The sequence below is a fragment of the Fibrobacter sp. UWR4 genome (assembly GCF_003149045.1).
Lineage (GTDB): Bacteria > Fibrobacterota > Fibrobacteria > Fibrobacterales > Fibrobacteraceae > Fibrobacter.
The window spans coordinates 1-22,264 of the sequence record NZ_QGDU01000043.1; the positions used below are offsets into that span (position 1 = coordinate 1).

Below are 22,264 nucleotides of genomic sequence, written 5' to 3' on the forward strand. Positions count from 1 at the left end.
ATTAAATTTTAGAAAATAGCCCATTTTTTGTTTAATTTAGGCGAAAGTCAACAAAAAAGGGTGGCGAAGCCACCCACACATGTTGATGAAGAGCCATTAAATCTGCGAATATGTTCTTTCGGTTAGGAGAAATGTCTGAAAGAAGCTTTTCGATTTCGACTTGATTGAATTTTGGGTTGTATTCAAATAACTTGTGGATGTGCTTTCTGCATTCTTCCATGTTGCCAGCCTTTTTCCAACACGCCGTAATGAGTATCCTTGCATATAGCGATTCTGGACGAAAGAGGAGAATTTGAGATGCAATGTCCTTGCATTCCTTAAAATCATCCTGTAGAAAACAAATGAACGCTCGTGAATAGAGGTGTTGATTTCTGTCGTAGTCCGGTAAAAGTTTCTTGTTTTCGTTAATTGCTGCGATTGCTTTGTCATCTTGCCCTGTCAACAGGTAAATTTGAGGGAGTAGTGTCCTTGCCGTGGTATCGTAAGGATTTTTGTTAAGAGCATCCAACAAGTAGGAGGAAGCCTCTCTTTTATTGCCGATGACGATATTGTAGAGTGCCATCATCAATAAGGAATAAATGGAATAGGGGTAGTCTCGCATCGACCTGCGCGTGATTTCTCCCAGTTTTTCTGTATAATAAGGTGCTTTTTCATTTGCGTCAAGAATTGATAGGTAGTAGATAAAGGCTAACTGGTATGCTGCGTAATTGTTGTATTGCTTGCCCATGGCAATGGGCTTGAGCTTTGCTTCGCAAATATTGAATACTTCTTTGCAACAGGATTCTGCCTTGACTTTTGTGTAGCAGGAAATGTACCACCAGTAGGGTAGGGAACTTTGTGGAGTATGGTTCTTTACCGCCGTAGTAAAGCTCATTTGGTGAAATAGCTGTGCTGCAGTTTGATTAGCGATAAATTGCAAATTGTCATTGTGGATATTCAGGGCCCTTGTCCACAAGATTTCGGGCGAATGAGCCTCTTTTAAGGTGATGAAGAGTGCTTCGCTGTTATTACTCGCGGCTGAAAAGTCAATCTTATAGCCAGAGGCTTGCGACCTTGCTTCGTTTTCGTGTATTCGGAACAAGTGGTAACGATGCAAAGCCTCTATGATAGATATGTATGTTGCGTTGGCCTTTGGGAATATAGTCAAATCATTATTTGAATGAATCGATATATCAACAAGATTTTCTTCTGGTGGCGTAAAGTCTATAAGGTCTAACTCGTTTGTAAATGCCGCTTCGGTTCTGTTTGTTACCTCTAGAACCTTATAAATGTTGGTAAGATGAACTTTTACCGTATTGGGTGATATGCATAATATCCTGCATATGTCGTGATTGGTTAATCCCTTGCGCAATAGGGCTAGTATTTCTTTTTGCCTGTTGGTCAAATCTTTCTTTTCTGTATGCATAGTGTGTGGGGGGGGGGATTTTGAATAGTTGTTCTGAAAAAAAACAATAGCCCAAAGGTATTATTTTGTGCTTAAAAATAGGTGAAATCAGTTAACCCTTTTGGAATATATTGATGTTCCTGATTTTCGGATGTATTTCCAAATAAAATGCGAATGCGTATATTCAGTGCGTTATATGGATCTGTTACCAAAAGTTTTTTAAATGATAAATGCTGTCCTTCAATTTCTCGCGACTCGGTTGAATACTCATTTGCATGGTAATCAATCATTGCAAGAGGATTTGGTCGTTGTTTCAAAACTGCTGGAAAACGATGGACGAGAATCGGAACGATCAATCAACAAGCTAAATCTCTTCTTAGTCAATGTGGGCTGTGACTCTAATGTCAGAAAGAACGTCAAGCCGGAATTTGATGGGTTTAGGAATGTAATCCCGTCAAAGCAGGTGTTCATGAATCTTTATGTAATGCTTGCGTCAAATTTTAAAAACTCAAATTACGCAGAATCCCTTAAATACCTGTCAAAGGCGATTGGATTTTTACAAGACCATGCCTTGTTTGACCGTACAAATTCTCCAGATATGCCAATTGGGTTAGAAAAATTGTGTCTTGATATGGAAAATTTGTCTATCCAGGATTTGAATAGCTTGTGGGGGACTCTAGGAGGTAAATATGTACCCTCTGTCTTGTATAAGGTTCGTACCGTGGCTCTGGGAGAACAGTATTCTTACTACAGCCCCTATGTAATCCAATTTCCAGAAGATGCGTCTATTGGAGTTTTGTAATGCGGTCTTCGATGTTTGCCGATATAAGGATTACGCATGAGTACTACAAGGGGTGCTGTTCAGGTTTTTCGATTAAGCCGATGGCTGAATCTATAAAGGAAATTGCACAACGAAACTTGCTTTTGCGAGAAACTGCAGGTGGCTTAAAAATTCTTTCTCCAGAAAAGACTTGCGGTGACCTAAAATCCCTGTATTTTGGGGTTTATTTGGATGATGCCTGTCTATGGAACGTGACTCTTTTGGAAAAGTCCGATAAGGATCAGGTCCCCGTTATTATCGTAAAAGACGGCGTTATATCGTATGATTTTCAGAGTGAACGTAACGACATGAATGATTTTGGCCCCATGAAGCCATTGTTTATTTTGCATCTAGAGCTTGAAAATACGAAGAGTAATTATGGAATTGTTGAAATTCCTTTAAAAACAAGATCTTGTCGGTGGTGCTACATTATTCAGGGAAATATTGATATAGATAATGTCGCTGTTTATGACGTGAAAAGTAACAAGACGTCTGATTTTGAAATTAAGACGAAAAGTCAACGTCAAATTGAATTTATCTCCAGAAACTCGTATCCTATTGTTTATGGCGATGTGCCTAGGTTTCAACTGCGCCAAAAGAATTCTTCAAGAATTTTGGTGAAGGCTTTGCCGAATATGGATTTAAAATCCCTGGCGCGAAGGGAACTGAATAATGGGGATTATGAAATCGTGGCGGAATCTTTTGTAAACCTCTAACAGAAAAAGGAGCTCAAGCTAAAAATGGCTACTGCTTACAAAACCCCGGGCGTTTATCTCGTAGAAAAAAGCGCCTTTCCTAGTTCCGTAGTAGAAGTTGCTACCGCAATTCCTGCTTTCATTGGCTACACAGCCAAGGCCGAATATAAAGGTCAGACTGTGTTTAACAAGCCTCTTCGCGTAACATCCTTTGCGGAGTTCCGTTCTATTTATGGTGAAGGTGCGTTGATGCGCTTTACTTTAAAGGATGACGGCTCTGTAGAATCGCCCAAGGTCCGTTTCCGGCTTTTTGATGCTATCAGGATGTTTTTCCAGAATGGTGGTGCAACCTGCTACATTATGTCTGTTGGTGCTTATGGTGAAGAAATTTCCGAAATTGCATTGACCGAGGCAATCGTTCCTTTCGAGAAGGAACAGGAGCCGACTCTCGTTGTGATTCCTGAAGCCGTTTCCCTTGAATCTGCGGATGCTTGCGCCAATGTGCAAAATGCAATGCTTGCCCACTGCAACAAGATGAAAAATCGCTTTGCGATTCTGGATGTTTTTGACGGCTATAAGGATACTGACGAATGCATTACACCGTTTCGCGAGAAGATTACATCCTTCTTGAATTACGGTGCCGCCTACTATCCGTGGGTGAATGCTAGTGTTGTTCAGTCTAATGAAGTGACCTTCGCCAATGTTGAAAATCTTGATGTACTGACTGCAATGCTTACTGCAGCGGTTCCTGCAGAACCTGCTGTAAAGGCTGAAGCAATCAAGGCTGAAATTGCAAAAATCTCTACGGTTGACTTGAACGATGAAGAGTCCGTTTTTGCTCTCCATCGAACTCTTTCGGTGATTTGTCTGAACTATTCCACAATTATGGATAATGTTCGTGAACAGTTGAACTTGATTCCTCCTTCTGGCGCTATTGCTGGCATCTATTCGATGGTCGATAATAATGTTGGTGTATGGAAGGCTCCGGCAAACGTAGGCATTAACGGCGTGATAACTCCTGCTGTGAATTTGACAGATGATCAGCAAGAAGACCTGAATGTTCCCGTAAATGGAAAGGCTGTGAATGCCATTCGCAGTTTTGTTGGCGATGGCAACAAGGTTTGGGGCGCTCGTACCCTAGATGGTAATAGCCTTGATTGGCGATATGTGAATGTTCGTCGTACCATGATAATGCTTGAAGAATCCATCAAGCTTGCATCTAAGGCTTTTGTGTTTGAAGCGAATAATGCAAATACCTGGGTTACCATGAAAAGTATGATTCAGAATTTCCTCTTTGGAATTTGGCGCCGTGGCGGATTGGCAGGCTCTAGTGCTTCCGATGCGTACGAAGTCTATGTTGGTCTTGGTGAAACCATGACTGCCGAAGATATTCTTGAAGGAATTCTCCGTGTGACAATTAAGGTTGCCCTGATTCGCCCGGCAGAATTCATTGAACTTACATTCCAACAACAGCAGCAGAAGTCCTAATAGGAGGTAATTGAATATGGCAGAAGATGGCTCTACACAAAGCACAAGCATTTGGCCTTTGCCGAAATTCCACTTTTCTGTAAAGTGGGGTGATCAGGAAATGTCCTTTCAGGAAGTGACTGGCCTGGATGCTCAATCCGAAGAAATTAAGTACCGAGTAGGCAATAGCTCTGTTTACTCCGTAATCAAGATGCCTGGCCTTATCAAGTACAGTAATGTTACCATGAAGAAGGGCATTTTCAAGGGCGACAATAAGTTCTGGGAATGGTTCAAGCAAATTAAGCAGAATACTATCAAACGCATTGATATTGTAATCAGCTTGCTGGACGAAGAAAGCAATCCCACAATGGTTTGGACTCTTAAGAATGCTTGGCCTACCAAGATTTCTGGTTACGAACTGAAGGCCGAAGGCAATGAAGTTGCTGTAGAAAGCATTGAAATTGTCCACGAAGGCTTAACAATTGCAAACGGCTAATAAAATGTAGGTGCAAAATGGCAGACGTTGAATGGTCGCTTCCGGTTGTATTTCATTTTTCTGTGAAAATAGGAGGGAAGGAAGAAGCCTTTCAGGTTGTTGAAGGGTTGACCACTTCTATTGAATGTGAAGAAATTCATTCTGGAGGCGATAATTCACGTTCTTTTTTCTTGCCCAAACGTTGTAAGCATGGAGACCTAGTTTTAAAGAAGGGCTTTGTTCGCAAAGATTCTCTTATATATGAATGGTGCAAGAAAACTATTGATTCGATGAACGATGAAATCAATATTGAAACAAAAAATGTATTGGTTTCCTTGTTGAATGAAGAAAATCAGCCTTTGAAAACCTGGAATTTTATAAGAGCGTATCCGTATAAGTGGTCGTTGGGATCCTTGGACGCCATGAAGAATGAAATTGTTGTTGAATCCGTTTCTTTAAAATACGAAAGTATGTCGTCTTTATAGTATGTCTCTTGAAATTAAAAATCTGTGCATCAATGTTTCTGTTGCCGCCAAAAGCGATAATAAGGAAAGAAATGAGGAAATTCTTCGTTCGGAATTACTGAATGAATGCCGCCGTATGGTACAGAACGCTATTTCCGAAAGTAAGGAACGATAATGAAGTTGACGAAGCTTACCTTAACGGCATGTAAATTGGATAAATCTCCAATTTCGAGTATTCCGCCTTTTTCAGTTATGGTGAATCCGGAAGCTATTACCACAACGCGTGAAATAAAATATACGGAGCCATTTTTTTTTGATTCCCTTAAACATTTTATTTCTTGTGGAGAGGATATCTTTGATGTCCCTAAAATAATTCTTGATACGACTGGAGCTATTCCTAAAAGTGACTGGCCTGAAAATTGTAACGACATTCCCCAAATGATAAAGGCTTTGAAAAAAGTGGTTGCGGATTACGTTGGCTCGGAACACGAATCGCCAATAGTAAATGTTCAGTGGGGAAATTTTTTGGAGTATGCAAGGCTTGAATCCATGAGTGTCAATTACACACTGTTCAATCGTTCTGGAAAGCCTTTGCGAGCTGAAATTACCTTAAAAATGCATCTTTATAAAACTTTGAGAGAACTTTTAGCATCGTTGAATAAACAATCCCCCGATTTAACCCACCTTGTCGAGGTTCAGGTTGGTGATTCTCTTCCGTTGATGTGTGAACGCGTTTACAAAGATCCGTCCCTTTATTTGCAGGTGGCCAAGGTTAACAACCTTACGAATTTTAGAAACCTAAAACCTGGTTCCAAGCTTTATTTTCCGCCCATTGTTGATTAGTTTTTATGGCAGAATCTCCATTAGCAAAATCCGAAGGTGTTGTCGAGTGCGTTGTCTTTTCGAAGGGCAAGGCGTTGCCGTCTTCAACAACGGTCATTTCTGCAGATGTCGTTTATCGAATTAATGGCATATCGAAAGCTACCGTGGTGCTGGATGACGGGTATATGGCAACAGGCAAGTTCCCGATCTGTGAAGGCGACGAACTGAAACCCGGAACTGAAATTACCATAAAGGCGGGGTACGCGACCAAACTGGATGTGGTGTTTAAGGGTGTTGTCGTAAAGCTAGGAATTTCTATTTCTCGAAGCGGTCGGAGCTGTACTAAGATTGAGTGCCGCGACAAGGCTGTTGCCATGACTCGGGCCCGCAAGAACGCCAACTTTCTGAACAAGAATGACGATTCCATCATCAAGGAAATTTGCGGAAATTACGGGGTGAGTGTCAACGTAAGTACTGGTGGAATTTCCCACAAGGAAATGCTGCAATATTATTGCACCGACTGGGATTTTATCATGGCGAGAACCGAGGCGAATGGCTGCTGGCTTATTAATGACAAGGACGGGATAAGCATAAAAAAGATTGCAGCCGATGGAGGCCCCGATCTTGCGCTGACATGGGGTACAGACATTATAGAGTTTAATGCTTACGCTGACGCCACTTATCAGGTGAAAAAAGTGGAAGCCCGTGCATGGGACGTTTCTAAGCAAGATGTGATTACAGGAAAGTCCTCCCAACAGAACTTGATGAATGTTGGAAATCTCGATAGCGGTTCCATGGCAAAAGTGTTGAACGCTCCGTCAAGTTTAATTCAGATTAATTCCTTGGTCGAAAAGTCAGAGTTGGACACTTGGGCGAAAGCTGAACAGCTTAAAAACGAACTATCCCGAATTTGCGGCTACGTAACTTGTGTCGGGAGCCTCAAGGCAAAACTTGGCGGTATGGTAGAATTAAAGTATCTTGGCGACCGCTTTAACGGTAAAGCCCTGGTTTCTGGAATTCATCATCACATGGAACCTGGCGAATGGACGACCAAAATATCTTTTGGTATTGAAAAGTCTTGGCATGTGGAAAAATTTGATGTTGAAGCTCCTTCTTGTTCAGGATATAATTGCGGCGTAAGCGGTCTGTTGACGGGCGTTGTCATCCAGATACACGACGACCCAGAAAAGATGAATCGCGTCAAGGTGAAAATCCCCATTATGCAAAACGAGCAGGAAGGGGTGTGGGCGCGTTTAGGCGGTCCTTATGCTTCTTCTGGTGTTGGTTGCCTTATGTACCCAGAAGTTGGGGACGAAGTTATTTTGGGATTTTTCAATGCGGATCCTTCCTGTGCTGTGATTCTTGGAAGCCTGTATAGCGCTTCTAAGGCGCCCCCGAAGCCTTTGGAACAGGCCAATAACATAAAGATGTTGCTTACCCGCGAAAAGCTGAGTTTCGAATTTAACGAAGAAAAGAAGACTATCACTATCAAGACTCCTGGAAACAGAAACTTTGTTCTTGACGATGACAAAAAGAAAATTACCCTTGATGATTCCTCCAATACGGTGGAACTTTCGGATAGCGGCGTTAAAATAAAGACTTCTAAGGATGTGACTTTTGACGTGACCGGAAAATTCAAGGTGGATTCCAAGGGAGGCATCAGTCTGACTTCTACAAATGACTTGAAAGCCGAAGGAATGAACGTAAACTTGAACGCCAAGGTGGGCTTAACCGCCAAGGGGAACGCCTCGGCAGAACTTTCTGCATCGGGCCAGACCACCATTAAGGGTGCCATGGTAATGATCAACTAGGAATTTTATGCCTCCAGCAGCTCGTATTACAGATTTACACACCTGCCCTATGCAAACGCCCGGAGTGCCTCCGGTTCCCCATGTAGGTGGCCCTGTTATTGGACCTGGTGCTCCTACTGTGTTGATTGGAGGAATGCCTGCTGCCGTTATGGGCGACTCCTGCGTTTGTGTTGGTCCGCCCGATACCATTATCAAGGGCTCGACAACAGTCTTAATTGGCAAGAAACCTGCGGCAAGAATGGGCGATAATACAGCCCATGGTGGCACAATTACCTTTGGATGCCCTACGGTGATGATTGGAGGCTAATGTGTTTGCTCGTGATTTTTTAGGGCGCGGATGGAAATTTCCTCTTTCATTTTCGATGAATGGTGTGGAAATGTCTGAAACTGATGAGGATATTCGTGAAAGTTTGCGAATTCTCCTTTCTACCTATCCCGGGGAACGAATTATGCGACCTGATTTTGGCTGCCGTATTCGGGACTATTGCTTTAGGGCTTTTGACGAAGAGTTCAAGGCTTTACTCAAGGATGAAATCAGGCGAGCTATACTCTTTCATGAATCTCGAATTGATGTTGATGACATTCTGGTTACAAAGCCTGATGATAGCGATGCTGTGAATGTGGAAATTTTGTACACCGTACGCATGACCAATTCGCGAAGCAATTTAGTTTTCCCCTTCTATATTAACGAAGGAACGGATGTGACCTTGTAGCGTATGGAAAACGTCGGGTTTAACATTCGTGATGGACTTAGCCAGGAATCTCGCCAGTTCAAGGAATTGGTGAAGGGCTTCTATTCCATAGATGAATCTTCGCTTAGGGATTTGCTTGACGTAATCAAGACCGTGTGCCTGGACCATGATTTTCCTGAAGTCTTAGGTTCTGTAGATATTGATGACTTGGCCCGAAAAGTGGAGGGCGAAGCGGACGGCAACATGGAACCTGCTGCGGCGCTTTATGCTGCATGTGCAATGCTTTTGTTGCGGGTGAAAAGTCGCCTGAATGATTTGCCCGATAAGCGAATAGATTTTTATTATGAGAAAATCCTTGGCGAAAAACCGCAGGCAATTCAAGGGGATTCTGCCCACGTCATTTTCCCGCCACCCGCCGCAGGAACTTGCTGTAGCTTGCCCGCAGGAACAAGATTCCTTGCTGGTCAAGACGAAAATGGTGACGATGTAGAGTATGAATCCGTGAAGGAAGTATGCGTAAACGAGACCTCTGTAGAACGGCTTTTTTCGCTGGCTGTACAAGATGACGCTCCCGCGACGGTTACGGAAATTCCAGTTTATGATCCAAGAGCAGTTACTGATGGAGATGACATAACGCCGTATCCGCTGTTCGGATTGACTCGGTCGAACAAACGTTCGGTTTATGGAAAGAACGCTCGACTAGGAATTGCCCTGGCGTCACCGATTTTTATGCTGAGTGAAGGCCAACGGAGAATCAAGTTGTCGTTCTTTTACGACTCCGATTCTATTGCAGGAACGTTGCTTGCTGCTAGAAACGATGCGAATTTATTCCTCAAAACATTTTCAACGGCGTTCAAGATTTACTTGACTACAGAAAGTGACTGGTATTGTGTTGATGGCTACCAGCTGGAATCCCGTATTCTGGACTGTAATTTCGAAAACAATTGTCTCGGACTTACTTTTATTTTACCAGAGACCGTTCCCTCGATTGTTCCGTATAATCCAGAAGTCCATCTGGATTCCTTTGAAACCACACATCCTGTAGTAAAAATTGAAGTCAATCCCCAGACTTCCTATAATCCCTGGAAACATTTGCGTCTGCTGAAATTACAGAAGGTCTTGATCGATGTAAAGGTGAGTGGTCTGCGTTCATTCGAAGTCATGAATGATATCGGTCCTCTTTCGCTTGCCAATCCGCTGCAGCCCTTTGGCCCCATGCCTACCGTGGGGGATTCGTTCACTTTTGCAAGTGATGAATTTTATGGAAAAAGGTTGACGAACCTGGATCTTTATGGTTCATGGCGCGGTTTGCCAAATAACCAGAATTTTTCGTCTTGGTATGAACTTTATCCGAGTCACCCTGGTACAGAAGATTTCAAGGTTTCCCTTTGCAGTTTTGATAATGGTGTACAGAATCCTTCTGCAAATGTGAGGCCTGTGTTATCCAATTTATTTGAATCCCGAGGCTCCCGAATTACGCCGGATTTTCATGTATCGTTTAAGGATGTACTAGCCTCTAGTTCCAAGGCTAGATATAGAATGCGTCTGCATTCTCCCGAAGACGCCTTTATGCACCAGGAGTATTCTCGCGTTCTCTGCGATACCTTGATGTCTCAGGCTTTAAAAAAGACAACAGGAATGCCTTTGCCGAACCAGCCCTATACTCCAGAACTTGAAAATCTGCATTTGAGTTATCAGGCGAGGTGCGAAATCAGCACCCGTCGAACACAAATCGATGACAATGGCGGGAAAATCTTTTTTCTGCATCCCAGGGGATTTTCCTTAAGGGAACGGTTGAACGATATCGGTGGATTGTTCTTTATTGGGATTCGTTGCGAAAAAATTCCTCAGCGATTGAATTTGTTCTTCCACTTAAAACGTGATTCTGACTATGTCGTTTCTGATGACATGGGCGAATTTTCGTGGTCTGTTCTTTGCAACGAAAACTGGGTGAGTTTGCCTGCAGAAAGTATCCTTTATAATTCTACATCTGGTTTTACAACTTCTGGAATTGTTTCGTTGTGCTTACCCAAGGAAATGACCTTGGGCAGTAAGCTGATGAACGATAATCTGGCCTGGATCCGTTTGCGCCCTACGGGAAACTGGCGTCATTGCAGCAGAGTCTATTCTGTTTACTCCAATGCTGTCGAAGTTTCCCGCTGCATGAAAGGCTCTCCGGATGAAACTTTGAAACATATTCCGCCAAGAATCATAACGGAACTTTCAAAAAGTCGATTTAGTCTTTCGGAGGTTTGTCAGATTACGGAATCCTTTGGCGGCAAGGTGGCTGAGGATAAGTCCAAGATGCGAACCCGCGTTGCAGAGTTCTTGTACCATCGGGGGCGGGCCCTTTCTCCAAGGGATTATGAACGCATTGTGTTGGAACGTTTTCCCGAAGTTCACCTAGTTAAGTGCTTTCCTGGATTAAATCCCGATAACAAGGATATGCCTACACCTGGTTACCTGACCATTGTTCCTGTGTCGCGGTTCGTCGAAACAAAGGGAAATTCCTGGGATCCTTGCCTGGGTGGTAAAATCCTGAACGATATAAAGAATTACTTGAAAGAAAAGATTCCCGCATCGGCGAAGGTTCGCGTGGTGAACCCGTTCTTTGAAAGAATGCAGGTGCGTTGCGTCGTGGATTTTCGCGAGGGATACGGAGAGGGCGAGTGCTTGCAAGATTTGAATAATCAGATAAATCACTTTATTTCGCCCTGGTTCCCGGTAGGTCAGCAAAAATTCTTTGGCTGGACTCTGAATGAAAATGAACTGAAGGACTTTATTCAAAACCAGAAGTATGTAAAGTTCGTTAAGGAACTATCCATTCTGAGGATAGCTTCTGAAGATGACTGCAATTTTTTTGTAGACCATTCGGAACGGGCCGATTCGGAAATTTTACATGGCCTGTGTCCTTGGAGTGTTGCGACTCCCATGGCAAAACATTTTTTGAACGTGGTTCCCGAAATCAGCGGTTCAAGGCCCATTAGCGTTGGCTATGGCGATTTAGAAATTGGCTCCACTTTCATTATTCGAAGGAGAGGTGATGCAACTGAATAGAAGTGTTCTTAAGTCCCGTTTTCGTGCAGGCCAGATGCCTTGCGAAGAAGATTTTTCTGATTTGATTGATTCCACGGTGAATGTTGAAGAAGACGGCTTTGAGAAGTCTCCCGAGAAAGGACTCAAAATTTCGCAGCTTACAGATTCCGGTAAGCTCATAAGCTTTTACATGAACTCTACCGAGGGCTCGCCCCTTTGGCAGGTCGAATTGCAAAAAAATCCTTCCGAAGAGGAATCCTCCAACCTTCATATTTCTACGCCGTTTCAAGGTGAATCTGATAGCGTTGTGACCTTGGTAGGTTCGACATCGGTTAAGGCGGTTGGCATTGGAACGAAAAATCCGGAATGTGCCCTGGACGTAAACGGCGTTATGAGCTGCGAAGGTCGCATGGGCAAAGAAAATGCAGAGCTAAAGGTTGAAGCCGATGGAAAATGGCACGACATTACGGAACAGCTTTGCGGTTGCGAAGCCTTTGAGGTTATGGCTGGCGTAGGTGGGCAAGATAATGAAGGTCGATTTGCATTGACCCACGCCATTGCACTCAATGTTTTTCACGGAAAACCTTCGATAAACAAGACCCAGTCCTATTACGGTGGCCGCGGTTCTCGCATTGATATCCGCTGGACCAAGGGTAACGAACGTTATACCTTTAAATTGCAACTCCGAACCCATTGTGCCTATAAAGGCGGTACTTTCGTAAACTATAGGCTTACCAAACTTTGGCTCGATAACATGATGGAAAATTCCCTTGCATAAGACGATTTCCAAAAATAGCGGAGCCCTGGATCTTGATTACGAGACCATGCGTCTTGACGCTCTTGCGCTTTTGCAAAAGCTGAGTGGTAATCTGTGGACGGATTTTAATACCCACGATCCAGGCGTTACCCTTTTAGAAGGAATTGTATTTGCCTTGTCCGAACTTGGTTATAAAACCGGCTTTGATATCGAAGATTACCTTACCGACAAAACCGGTAAAATAGATTTAAGTCGGGAAGCCCTGTATACGAAAGAACAGGTCATGGAATGCTTTCCGGTTACGGCGGAGGATTACTCCAATTTTTTTACGATACATTTGAAAAATGCAATTCGGGTGGAGTTCCTGAATTGTATCGACGGAAAATATCAGGTTGTGATTGAAGCCAGGGAACATCATCGGCAAGATTTACTCCACACATTTAATGAACTTTGGAACGAATGGCGACTTCTGGGCGAAAATGTTTCTTCGGTAAATTTCTTGAGGCATGACGAACGCGCTGAATCGGAAAATGAAATCGTTACTTCTGCAAATTCGCTGGCAAGCCCCATTGCAGGAACTCGCCGGGAACTTTTGGATTTTTCTCCCATTGCAGAGCAGTTCCCTGCAGTGTATCGCAAAGGGGAGGGTGCTGTTGCTTTACAGAAATTCCTGAATCCGGTGGAATATCTGATTGAAAAATTTCTAAAGGCGATGGACGATTTTTCAGATTTATTTTCTGTTGATTCCCTTAAAACAACGAGAAAGAAATACAACAGGATTCTAGACCAGATGCTTGCCATGTACGGTGTAGAATTCCCAGAAGAATTGTTCTTGAAAATTCACGAAAGACAGGGGGCGTTGGCATTTGTTGAACTCTTGCGGGCTAAGGTAAAATACGTTCGTTTTTTACCTGCACTGCACATGCGACGTTGTGGCAAGTATTTCAAAAAGCGCCTAGAAATGATGCTAGGAATAACAGTCCATATTGTCGATGGAATTTTTCTGGAAAACTGTTTTGGAAAAGTTTATGTGGCTTTGGGTAATGCAGAATCCTATAGTGAAGAAACTCGCCAAAGCATAGAAGACTTTATCCGCGAAGAAGTTCCTGCCCATTTGATTCCTGTATTTATTTGGTTCCCGGAAACTTTACCCTCACAAGCATCTGCATTCAGGTTACTGCAAAATGAACACCATTGAGAACATGACATTGAATATTGCGGCTGCTGATGCCGAAACTTGCCAGAATCTGGAAAGATCTCTCTATTCCTTTGCCCGGAATACCTTGCTCAATGTACTTGATCGCACCCTGAGCGAAATGGACTTTGATGATGACTTGGTATTGGATAGCCTAGCCTTGGATATGGGGGAGGTTTCTGCGGACAATGCCCTGGAACAATTTGCCGAAAAGTTGCCCGCCGCCTTAAAGTCGGGTCTTTCCAAGGCGGTGTTCAAGAAACGCAGCCAACCCACCTTGAATATGCTTGCCGAGACTTACAGGAACTTGCTCCCGATGAATCAGGTCATGAATATTGAAAAGGAATTTGACCATTATGCCGAAGAATGGCTTGCAAGGCATCCTGATTCGAAATATGATGCTTTAGCGGTGTCGGAATACATTATCAAGATGATGATGCAGCGGTTCCCTAGTTTGGATTCTCGCCAGATTGCGTACTCGGTATATCAGAAGGTGAAGAATATGGAGACTCGTACAGCAAAGAGAGCTGTTTCAATGGAATCGGCAAACGATGTTCATGACTCTGGCTTGGTCCTGTTGTCCCCTTATATACCCATGTTGTTTTGCCGCTTTGGATGCGTGGCAGGGAATACTTTTACCTCGGACGAGGCTCGACTAAAGGGACTAGCGCTTCTAAAATTTGCCGTATACGGAAATTACGATGTTCCCAAGACCCAGGCTTCGCTGATGAACATGGTGTGCGGTTTGGATCGCACGTACAATGCCGAAAAATTGCCGACTCTTTCGGATGATGACAAGGCTGTTGTAAATAGCCTGCTAGAAGCGGTCGTAAAGAATTGGGGCACCCTTGGATCCACAACAGCTGATGGCCTGCGTTCCAGCTTCTTGATACGTCCCGGCCACTTGGAAGATGCAGAAGATGGCTTGCTTCTAAAGGTTGCACCTAGTCCGTTCGATATGCTGCTGGATAAGTTGCCTTGGGGATATTCCACAATAAAATTCCCATGGATAAAGTCGATAATTAATGTGAAGTGGCGGTGAGGTAAAATCATGAATGAAACCTTGTATAATGAAATTATCTGGTGCCGCCAAATCATTGACGCTCGATTTGAACAATATTTTTCTGCAGAAGATGATGTAAAAAAGTTGATCCAGGTTCAAACGATTTTTCCTCCGGAATTGGATGAGGAATCTCCCTATGCACAGCTTGTTTTGCAGAACCAGTTGAATTTTGAAGAAAGGTTCATTTTGGCTCTTTCGCTGTTGCCTCATTTATGTCCTCAGGCTCTGGATTCGTTCTTCTTGAACAACAAGGTACTTGGCCGCCCCTACACGGAATTTGGTGGATGGCATGGCAAAAGTCATTCTGGATTCCTGCCTACCTGTGAAACAGCATTGTTCCTATTGGCGGGGGATCATCTGGGACAAAGAATCCATTTGATGCGCCTTTTTGAAAGCGATAGTAAACTTATCTCGAATCATATTCTACAGCTGGAATATGGTGAACCTGGCGAACCAAAGGCATCGGCAGCCTTGCGGATATCGTCGGAGTATCTGGAATATGTTACCACCGGTGTGCGGAATAAACCCGATTACAGCCTGCATTTCCCAGCAAAGCGCATTACGACCCGTCTGGATTGGTCGGATTTGGTTTTGAATGACATTACTCGTGGCGATATAGACCAGCTCCTGGCTTGGATTGAACATTCCGAAGAAATTCTTGGTGCTTTTGGGTTACGCAAGAATTTGAAACGTGGCTACCGTGTATTATTCTATGGCCCGCCGGGAACAGGCAAGACGCTTACTGCGACACTTGTTGGCAAGAAGGTCGGCATGGATGTTTATCGGGTTGACTTGTCGCAGGTGGTTTCTAAGTACATCGGCGAAACGGAGAAAAATCTGTCTAACATTTTTGATCAGGCAGAAAGCCACAACTGGATTTTGTTCTTTGATGAAGCAGATTCCCTATTTGGTGCTAGAACTCAGACAAATAACTCAAATGACCGTGCCGCCAATCAGGAAATCTCTTACCTGCTGCAGCGTGTAGAAGATTTCCCTGGGATAGTCATATTGGCGAGCAATCTAAAGTCCAATATAGACGAGGCTTTTTCGCGAAGGTTCCAGAATGCGATTTATTTCCCGTTGCCAGAACCCGAGGAACGTAGAATTCTTTGGAGCAACATATTCGAGCTGACTCCAGTTGAGAATAGGGATGAACTTTTTGATGAATTCGCCGAAAAATATGAACTGGCTGGCGGTGCATTGACAAATGTGGCTCGTTACGCGGCGTTGTCTGCTTTGATGAATGGGCGCCAAGTAGTGAATAGGGATGATATTCAAAGGGGCTTGGCTAAGGAATTGCAGAAAGAAGGAAAAATGCTATGAGAAATGTATTCGCGCTAGTATTTTTTGTTTGTGTGTTTGCATGGTCAAAAGAATGCCATGTTTTCGAAAGAGATTGTGAACTGTGCTCTTTTGAAATATCGGATTCCGCTTTGGCAATGTATGAAAAACAGCCCAAGCCAAGCGATACCGTAGAAGCTTTTAAAGTTCTTGAAAAGAATATCAATGTCTATTTTACCGACCGCATAGACATGGAAGAAAAACTTAAGATGGCCCTGGCTGATTTTCCGCAATTCCACAAGCGGATAAATAATAATTCCTTGGGATCAAAGGCTGTCAAGGCAAAAATCATGGACCGGTACCCTGATGATTCCATTCCCGAAATGGTATGGCTTGATTCGGCATATATGGATTCCCTAAAGTACTACATACGAGTGGAGGCGGAAAGTTACCCTTATTCGCCGACGGTTAAAAAGTTTGTTGAAAATCTGAAGGTTGGCCCCTTCATTGATTCAAACTCCATGCATCGCTATGCCTTGAGCCTTTTTGCGGCCTCCCTAGGTATTTGCTACGATACGGTCAATGCCTACGACAAGATCAAGGATGTTTTGTGGAGCGATGTCGATTTTGATGATTTGGTCCGACGGTTGCATGATAACAACTGGTATGGTGCCATGCATAAGAAGGGAACCGACCTGTGCCTTGATTCCATTCGGCACATAAAGCGCAGGCTGGATAGACGTTATCGCTTTATGAACTGTTCCGAGGATCGCTGGAAAAACGCTTTAGTTTTGCTAGATACCCTGTATTCTAAACTCTTGGCGGGCGTGGTGGATTCCATGACCCAGCGTCGTGTAAGTGAAATTGCCGGTGCTCCCGTGGTTTGGAAGGCCGATGGATGTGGGTGCAGTCGTAAGAATCAGCTGAACGGAACTGTTTACGCAATTTTCCCTTATTGGCAAGTAAAAAAGGAGGGGAATATCGTTGATTTCTCGGCAGTGACTAGGCTTGCCTTTTATGGCCTTGGGGCTGCAAATGATGGTTCCCTTCGATTGCCGACCGGTGAAAACGCCCTTGATTTTTTTGACCGCCCCGGTTATAGCGAGTTTGTAAACCAGGCTCACCGTCACGATGTAAAAGTGGACTGGATTATCACAAAAAATGACTGGAGTTCACTTGCCGCAAGCGAAGTCAAGCTGAGAAAGTTTTTTGACATACTGATTACGCGGATTGATTCGCTCGTGAGCAAGAGGAACAACACCTTTTTCCAACGATTGGTGGACAATGTGAGCATGGTTCAAGATGACGTGGGCAACCGGGGCGACGGAGTAACACTTTGGTTCAAGAATTACCCCACGGACTCCGTGAGTACTGCCGTTTTTAACGAGAAGTTTAGGGAATTGCACCGCAGGCTTCTGGAGAAAAATGAGTATGCCTTTGTAAACTTCATGACCGACCGAATGAGCCTTTCCGAAAAAATGAATGTGCGCAAGGACGTCGATTCCACATGCGTTCCGGCAGCCAAGGGCATTTACAGCTACGAGAATTTTAGACAGCTGATGTCGATTCCCGTTCGTGCGAAGGATGATTCCATAACATTAGCCAATTCGAACGTCCTTACGGCAGATGAAATTTTGAACAACTTGCGCAACCACCTGATTGTATTTGCCGATGAACCCGTTTCTCGAAGCCGCTTGCTGATTTTTAGCGAACTGGATCAACAGATGCGAGGGGAAGACCGCAAAATTGTGCACCATTCTCTAGTGCCCCTCCTTTGGCTCGATAATACGCAGTGGAGTCAGCTCAGGGAAGAAGCCTCGTTCTACAACGACACCTATTATTCGCTAGGAGTTGCCCCATACGGCACCTGCGGCGTATCGGATTCTGTTTGCGCTTACGACTCTGCGCTTGCTTCCATATTGCTTAGCGAATTTGAAAAGGACGATGGCGATCATGAACGGCAAGGAACATTCGCATCGTTTGCCTGTGCGCATCGTTGGTTCTTTCGCCTGCTTAATGTGTTTGCCTATTCGCTTGCAATCCTATTGATTGTGTGCTATTTTGCCGTGTGCCGCGTCGGTGAATACTTCGTTCGCCATTTGGCCCTTTTTGTTGGCCTTGTGGTGCTCCCGCCATTGCTAACCACCATGACGCTCTTGCGCACCGACCCTGTGCTTGAAAATTTTTTGGGCTCTGTTGGCCCATGGGGCTGCTTTATAGCCATTATCGTTTCGGTCGTAGTCATTGCTCTTTTACAGGTATATCGATCTGCTGAGTACCCCAAGAGAAAAAAAAGGAAATAAATATGGAAACATCTTATGCTCAAGAAAAAGATGCGGCTCAGCATAAAGTCGCTCCCGACACAGAATCTGTCAAAGACTCATCGTCGCAGAATGTAGCGTTGCAACGGAAGGCATCGCTTGCAAATGTAGCCGCGCAGCGAAAAGTAAAGACGTATTCTGATGTGTTTACGGATAATTTTTTGGATCGTCATGTGGAAACTGATGAACATCAAGCAAAAAAGCGATCAATAAGAAGGTTTGGTAAAGAGGATGTTGAATTGAGCACTGTAATTGTGGATGGAAAAAGAACGTTGTTAAAAGAGATGACGGGTAAACAAGATAAAGGAATCCTACAATCGTCTGTGACCGATAATGAATATTTAATGATAACAACGAATGCAAAAGGAAAAAGTAAAAGAGTTATAAAAAAATTTAGCTATGGAGTGAATGAGAATAAAGTGAATCATTTTGGAGGAATTGCTGAATAATCGTGGGTGGGTTAATGTAGCTATTATAAAATAGTAGTATAAATAGGAAAAGTAAATAAAATATGATTGGTATGCATTCGTCTTACGAAAAAAAAGATTCTGTGGTACAGCGAGAATCTGTGCCCATTTCCGAAACCGTTGTTGATTCTTCGTCACAGAATGCTGCGTTGCAACGGAAGGCATCGCTTGCAAATGTAGCCGCGCAGCGAGCTCCGGAACCTCGCCCGAACCTTACGGGTTTGCCCGATAACTTAAAGTCTGGTATCGAAAATCTTTCAGGCTTTTCCATGGATGATGTGCGTGTGCATTACAACAGCGATAAGCCCGCCACCGTTCAAGCGCTAGCCTACACCCAGGGTACCGACATCCATGTCGCCCCCGGCCAAGAACACGCCCTCCCTCACGAAGCATGGCATGTGGCCCAGCAAATGGCCGGCCGTGTTTCGCCCACCACGAACATCAACGGCATGCCCGTGAACGACAACGCCGCGCTGGAACACGAAGCTGATGTCATGGGGGAGATGGCGGTACAATGCAAAAATGAAGATGGGACTAGAGTAAATAAAAATATTCAATGCGAAGGCCTTTTGCAACGAAGGACTCTTGATGGTTTTATCAAAGTTGCTGATGGATCAATTATTCCATCTGGAGTTCCGACGAATCCAAATGGCACGTCTATATCTAATTTAAAATATGGAAATCAAAAAAGACTTATAGATGAAAATTGTGATAACAATGTATGCATAAAGGGGCATTTGATTAAATGTTTTTGGTTTGGTCACAATGAAGAAGAATACATTTGTCAGTGGAGTGTCAATAATGAAGCAGAATGGACTGAAGTTGAAAATAAAGTGGAAAAACTTGCCTCTAAAAAGTCTCGTAAGCCTCAAAATAAACATAAAGAGTTGAAATTGCCAATCAAGGTTGTAACTGATGAACCAGAAATGGGGCGTAGATTATTAAAAAGTAAAGACAAAGCAACGAGGATATTTAAAGGAATGTCTGATTACCAATACGGAGAAGCTATAAAAACTTTAAATAGACAAGTGGGAAAGGTAAAAATTTCTCTTGATGGAGAGTCTGTGGATGAAAAAAGTTTTAAGGAACCTTTATCTATTAGAACTGTACGTTAATGCAATACTCTAATGGTACGTTTTGTGGCAGGAAATAAAAAAGCCCTCCAGAGGGAGGCTACCTAGAGATTCTAGATTGCACTTTTGGACCACCAAATAATGTGATTTTTTTGTAAAAAAATAGGGATTTTTTACAGGAATTTGAATATGCAAACCTCATACGCACAAAAGAACGAAACAACGCAGCGTGCCGCCGACAACACCGCGGCAGCCGTCCACGACAACTCCCCGCAAAGTGAAAGCCTCCAGCGTCATGCCTCCCTCGCGAATGCTGCAGTGCAGCGTGCGGAAAATCCGCCGCGCCCGAACAACACGGGCCTCCCTGATGACTTGAAGAACGGCATTGAGTCCCTCTCCGGCTATTCGCTTGACAATGTGCGTGTGCATTACAACAGCCCAAAACCCGCGACCGTGCAGGCGCTCGCCTACACGCAAGGCACCGACATCCATGTCGCCCCTGGCCAGGAACACGCCCTCCCTCACGAAGCCTGGCATGTTGCCCAGCAAATGGCGGGCCGTGTTGTCCCCACCACAAACATCAACGGCATGCCCGTGAACGATAACGCGGCACTGGAACATGAGGCGGATGTTATGGGAGAGAAGGCTTTGCAAAGACAATGCTTTGTATCACCCTTGAACAGAAGAAATGGAACTATTGAATGCATGAAATCTGTTCAGATGAGACAAGATTTTTTAGTGTTCTCTAGAAGAACTGAAAATCTGACTGATCCAGGACCGAATCCCCAATACAACGGAACAAGTATGTCTTGGAATGTTTTATTCAATGCTTCTGTTCCTGAATTAGGAGATCTTTTAAATGACCCAGAAATAAGAATCACGGTTGTTATAGATACTAATGCAAATGATGCTATTTTTCTTATGTGGAAAAATAACATAGAATCAAAATTGAATGATAAATTTGTTGTTTCAGATGGGAAAACAAGAATGCCTCTGAAGTTTGAAATTAAGAAAAAAATAGGAGTGGAATTGGCGCATCAAAAAGTAACTGTTAATATGGGGCAGGGTAGAGGTCTGAATGGAACAATTAACATGAATATGTGGGGGGCGACAGATGGTGTTGATGTAACTCATGAGTTTGGGCATATGTTAGGGGCAAAAGATGAATATGGAGTAGTTGATGGACATGATTTCGGTGAAGGTCGTCGAGAAAATGCCGGTGTTATGAATAATCCTAGCGAAGATTTCCTTACGCAGCATTTTGAATATTTGCTTTCTAAAATACAGAATAAGCATCCTCTTCCAAATTACAGAATAGAAAATGTCCGTTAACTAAACGCGAGCCATCCTAATTGCCAATAAGGAAAACTTCTCTTGGACGAAGTTTTTCTATCTTTGGGTTGAAAACAATACGATTTTTTAGGAATGTTGTTTATTATGAAACTCGTAAATAAAATAGTTTTGGCAATTTTGTTTTTACTGTCGGTGAATGTTTTCGCTGAAGTAGAGGGCATCCCTTACATCAATAGTAGCGGCAAGTTGGCGGGGCGTGGTGACAATCCTACAACGGTTCTTACATCCGATATGACTACTTGGGAAAATGATAGTGAAAAACCGACCGAGGTTCATTGGTACATCGCTTCTGAAGATATTGAGCTTTCAGAACGCATTGTTGTAAATCGCAGGGTGTATTTGATATTAGCTGATGGGGCGACTTTAACCGCTAGCAAGGGAATTACGGTTAGTGAAGGAGCTGATTTTAGAGGCATCATCAACATGTGTGGAAGCATTTAGGCAGCCTTGCTAGATGATTCTCTCGATTCCGATTCCCATTCGTAGGCTATCTTTACATCTACATAGGCACAGCTCAACATTATCAGTGACAGCATGTTGTTCATGTTCCTGAAGCCATAGGCAGTCCGTATCAGTAGCTTTATCTTGTTGTTCGTCGCCTCGATCCTTGCGTTTGACACGCCCAGCCTGATTGTGTTGAGGATTCCGTCGTAGTTACGCTTGATCTTTGCGTACAGATCCTTTACTGGGCCGATGCGTGAGTGGCTTGCACGCCACAGCCACCTGTCCAGATTTTCCCTGGCATCGGCATAGCCCATCTTCAGGATGATGCGCAGTTCCTCCTTGAGCTGGTATGCCCTGTAGAGACGCGGATAGCGGCTGGCTATGAGCTCTATTTTTCTCTGCTGGCTTTCGTTTAGGTTCTCCGGAGCCTTGCCCAGAGCATACCTGGAGTTCTTTATCCCCTCCGCGGTGCGGTCCTTCGGGACGCTATCCTTCGTGGGCCTGCCTCGGCCCCGTTTCGGATTGCAGCGTTCCTTGCGGGCCTCCCTCCAGGCTTCCACACGGACCTTGTCCAGGGCATCCGTCGCCCACTGTACGACATGGAAGCTGTCCACGCACCGCTCGGCATTGGGCAGGAACTCCTC

General features: G+C 43.9%; 20 protein-coding genes and 2 pseudogenes. 20 read left to right on the forward strand and 2 right to left on the reverse strand.

Features of this window, described 5'->3' with window-relative positions:
• Positions 1 to 31 precede the first annotated feature (31 nt).
• On the reverse strand, positions 32 to 1,405 hold the full coding sequence (locus BGX12_RS13655; RefSeq protein WP_109736598.1) for a response regulator transcription factor: 1,374 nt from the start codon (positions 1,403 to 1,405) through the stop codon (positions 32 to 34).
• Between the two features lie 202 nt (positions 1,406 to 1,607).
• Between BGX12_RS13655 and BGX12_RS13660 the strand changes: the two genes are divergently transcribed.
• The 20 genes and pseudogenes from BGX12_RS13660 to BGX12_RS13750 all read left to right on the forward strand — a co-directional run bounded on the left by BGX12_RS13660 (position 1,608) and on the right by BGX12_RS13750 (position 21,617).
• The gene (locus BGX12_RS13660; protein WP_109736599.1) at positions 1,608 to 2,186 is read left to right on the forward strand and encodes a DUF4255 domain-containing protein; all 579 of its coding nucleotides are present in this window, start codon (positions 1,608 to 1,610) and stop codon (positions 2,184 to 2,186) included.
• An 80-nt stretch (positions 2,187 to 2,266) separates the two neighbouring features.
• Positions 2,267 to 2,920 (forward strand): hypothetical protein, encoded by a 654-nt coding sequence (locus tag BGX12_RS13665; protein ID WP_146196356.1) that lies wholly within the window; start codon positions 2,267 to 2,269, stop codon positions 2,918 to 2,920.
• A 24-nt stretch (positions 2,921 to 2,944) separates the two neighbouring features.
• On the forward strand, positions 2,945 to 4,387 hold the full coding sequence (locus BGX12_RS13670; RefSeq protein WP_109736601.1) for a phage tail sheath C-terminal domain-containing protein: 1,443 nt from the start codon (positions 2,945 to 2,947) through the stop codon (positions 4,385 to 4,387).
• A gap of 16 nt (positions 4,388 to 4,403) precedes the next feature.
• The gene (locus BGX12_RS13675; protein ID WP_109736602.1) at positions 4,404 to 4,862 is read left to right on the forward strand and encodes a phage tail protein; all 459 of its coding nucleotides are present in this window, start codon (positions 4,404 to 4,406) and stop codon (positions 4,860 to 4,862) included.
• A 17-nt stretch (positions 4,863 to 4,879) separates the two neighbouring features.
• Complete coding sequence (locus BGX12_RS13680) at positions 4,880 to 5,326, forward strand: phage tail protein (RefSeq protein ID WP_109736603.1); 447 nt, start codon at positions 4,880 to 4,882, stop codon at positions 5,324 to 5,326.
• Between the two features lies 1 nt (position 5,327).
• Positions 5,328 to 5,480 (forward strand): hypothetical protein, encoded by a 153-nt coding sequence (locus BGX12_RS15565; RefSeq protein ID WP_158278264.1) that lies wholly within the window; start codon positions 5,328 to 5,330, stop codon positions 5,478 to 5,480.
• Positions 5,480 to 6,148 carry a peptidoglycan-binding protein gene (locus tag BGX12_RS13685; RefSeq protein ID WP_109736604.1) on the forward strand — a complete coding sequence of 223 codons (669 nt, stop codon included), beginning with the start codon at positions 5,480 to 5,482 and terminating at the stop codon, positions 6,146 to 6,148. Before BGX12_RS15565 ends, BGX12_RS13685 begins: the two co-directional genes overlap by 1 nt.
• A gap of 5 nt (positions 6,149 to 6,153) precedes the next feature.
• A complete protein-coding gene (gene vgrG, locus BGX12_RS13690; protein ID WP_109736605.1) occupies positions 6,154 to 7,938 on the forward strand; it encodes a type VI secretion system tip protein VgrG in 1,785 nt (594 codons plus the stop codon).
• Positions 7,939 to 7,945: 7 nt separating this feature from the next.
• Positions 7,946 to 8,245, forward strand: a complete 300-nt coding sequence (locus BGX12_RS13695) for a PAAR domain-containing protein (RefSeq protein WP_109736606.1) — start codon at positions 7,946 to 7,948, stop codon at positions 8,243 to 8,245.
• A 1-nt stretch (position 8,246) separates the two neighbouring features.
• The gene (locus BGX12_RS13700; protein WP_199220787.1) at positions 8,247 to 8,651 is read left to right on the forward strand and encodes a GPW/gp25 family protein; all 405 of its coding nucleotides are present in this window, start codon (positions 8,247 to 8,249) and stop codon (positions 8,649 to 8,651) included.
• A gap of 3 nt (positions 8,652 to 8,654) precedes the next feature.
• Positions 8,655 to 11,687 carry a baseplate J/gp47 family protein gene (locus BGX12_RS13705; protein WP_109736608.1) on the forward strand — a complete coding sequence of 1,011 codons (3,033 nt, stop codon included), beginning with the start codon at positions 8,655 to 8,657 and terminating at the stop codon, positions 11,685 to 11,687.
• Positions 11,674 to 12,444, forward strand: coding sequence for a hypothetical protein (locus BGX12_RS13710; protein ID WP_109736609.1), 771 nt, complete (start codon positions 11,674 to 11,676; stop codon positions 12,442 to 12,444). The genes BGX12_RS13705 and BGX12_RS13710 overlap by 14 nt, the downstream gene beginning before the upstream one ends.
• Positions 12,437 to 13,621, forward strand: a complete 1,185-nt coding sequence (locus BGX12_RS13715) for a hypothetical protein (RefSeq protein WP_109736610.1) — start codon at positions 12,437 to 12,439, stop codon at positions 13,619 to 13,621. Before BGX12_RS13710 ends, BGX12_RS13715 begins: the two co-directional genes overlap by 8 nt.
• 4 nt (positions 13,622 to 13,625) lie before the next feature.
• Complete coding sequence (locus BGX12_RS13720; protein WP_111361723.1) at positions 13,626 to 14,660, forward strand: contractile injection system tape measure protein; 1,035 nt, start codon at positions 13,626 to 13,628, stop codon at positions 14,658 to 14,660.
• Positions 14,661 to 14,669: 9 nt separating this feature from the next.
• Positions 14,670 to 16,004 (forward strand): ATP-binding protein, encoded by a 1,335-nt coding sequence (locus BGX12_RS13725; protein WP_109736612.1) that lies wholly within the window; start codon positions 14,670 to 14,672, stop codon positions 16,002 to 16,004.
• Between the two features lie 110 nt (positions 16,005 to 16,114).
• Positions 16,115 to 18,265 (forward strand): hypothetical protein, encoded by a 2,151-nt coding sequence (locus tag BGX12_RS13730; RefSeq protein ID WP_146196357.1) that lies wholly within the window; start codon positions 16,115 to 16,117, stop codon positions 18,263 to 18,265.
• 2 nt (positions 18,266 to 18,267) lie between these two features.
• Positions 18,268 to 18,732: a hypothetical protein gene (locus tag BGX12_RS13735; protein ID WP_109736614.1), complete on the forward strand. Its 465-nt coding sequence runs from the start codon at positions 18,268 to 18,270 to the stop codon at positions 18,730 to 18,732.
• Positions 18,733 to 18,794: 62 nt separating this feature from the next.
• Positions 18,795 to 19,259, forward strand: a pseudogene (locus BGX12_RS16145) (DUF4157 domain-containing protein); the annotation flags it as partial.
• 912 nt (positions 19,260 to 20,171) lie between these two features.
• Positions 20,172 to 20,471, forward strand: a pseudogene (locus BGX12_RS16150) (DUF4157 domain-containing protein); the annotation flags it as partial.
• A 777-nt stretch (positions 20,472 to 21,248) separates the two neighbouring features.
• Positions 21,249 to 21,617: a hypothetical protein gene (locus BGX12_RS13750; RefSeq protein ID WP_109736615.1), complete on the forward strand. Its 369-nt coding sequence runs from the start codon at positions 21,249 to 21,251 to the stop codon at positions 21,615 to 21,617.
• Here the strand turns inward: BGX12_RS13750 and BGX12_RS13755 are convergent.
• Positions 21,614 to 22,264, reverse strand: a 651-nt coding sequence (locus BGX12_RS13755; RefSeq protein ID WP_146196359.1) for a transposase, incomplete at its 5' end; no start/stop codon positions are given. The genes BGX12_RS13750 and BGX12_RS13755 overlap by 4 nt on opposite strands.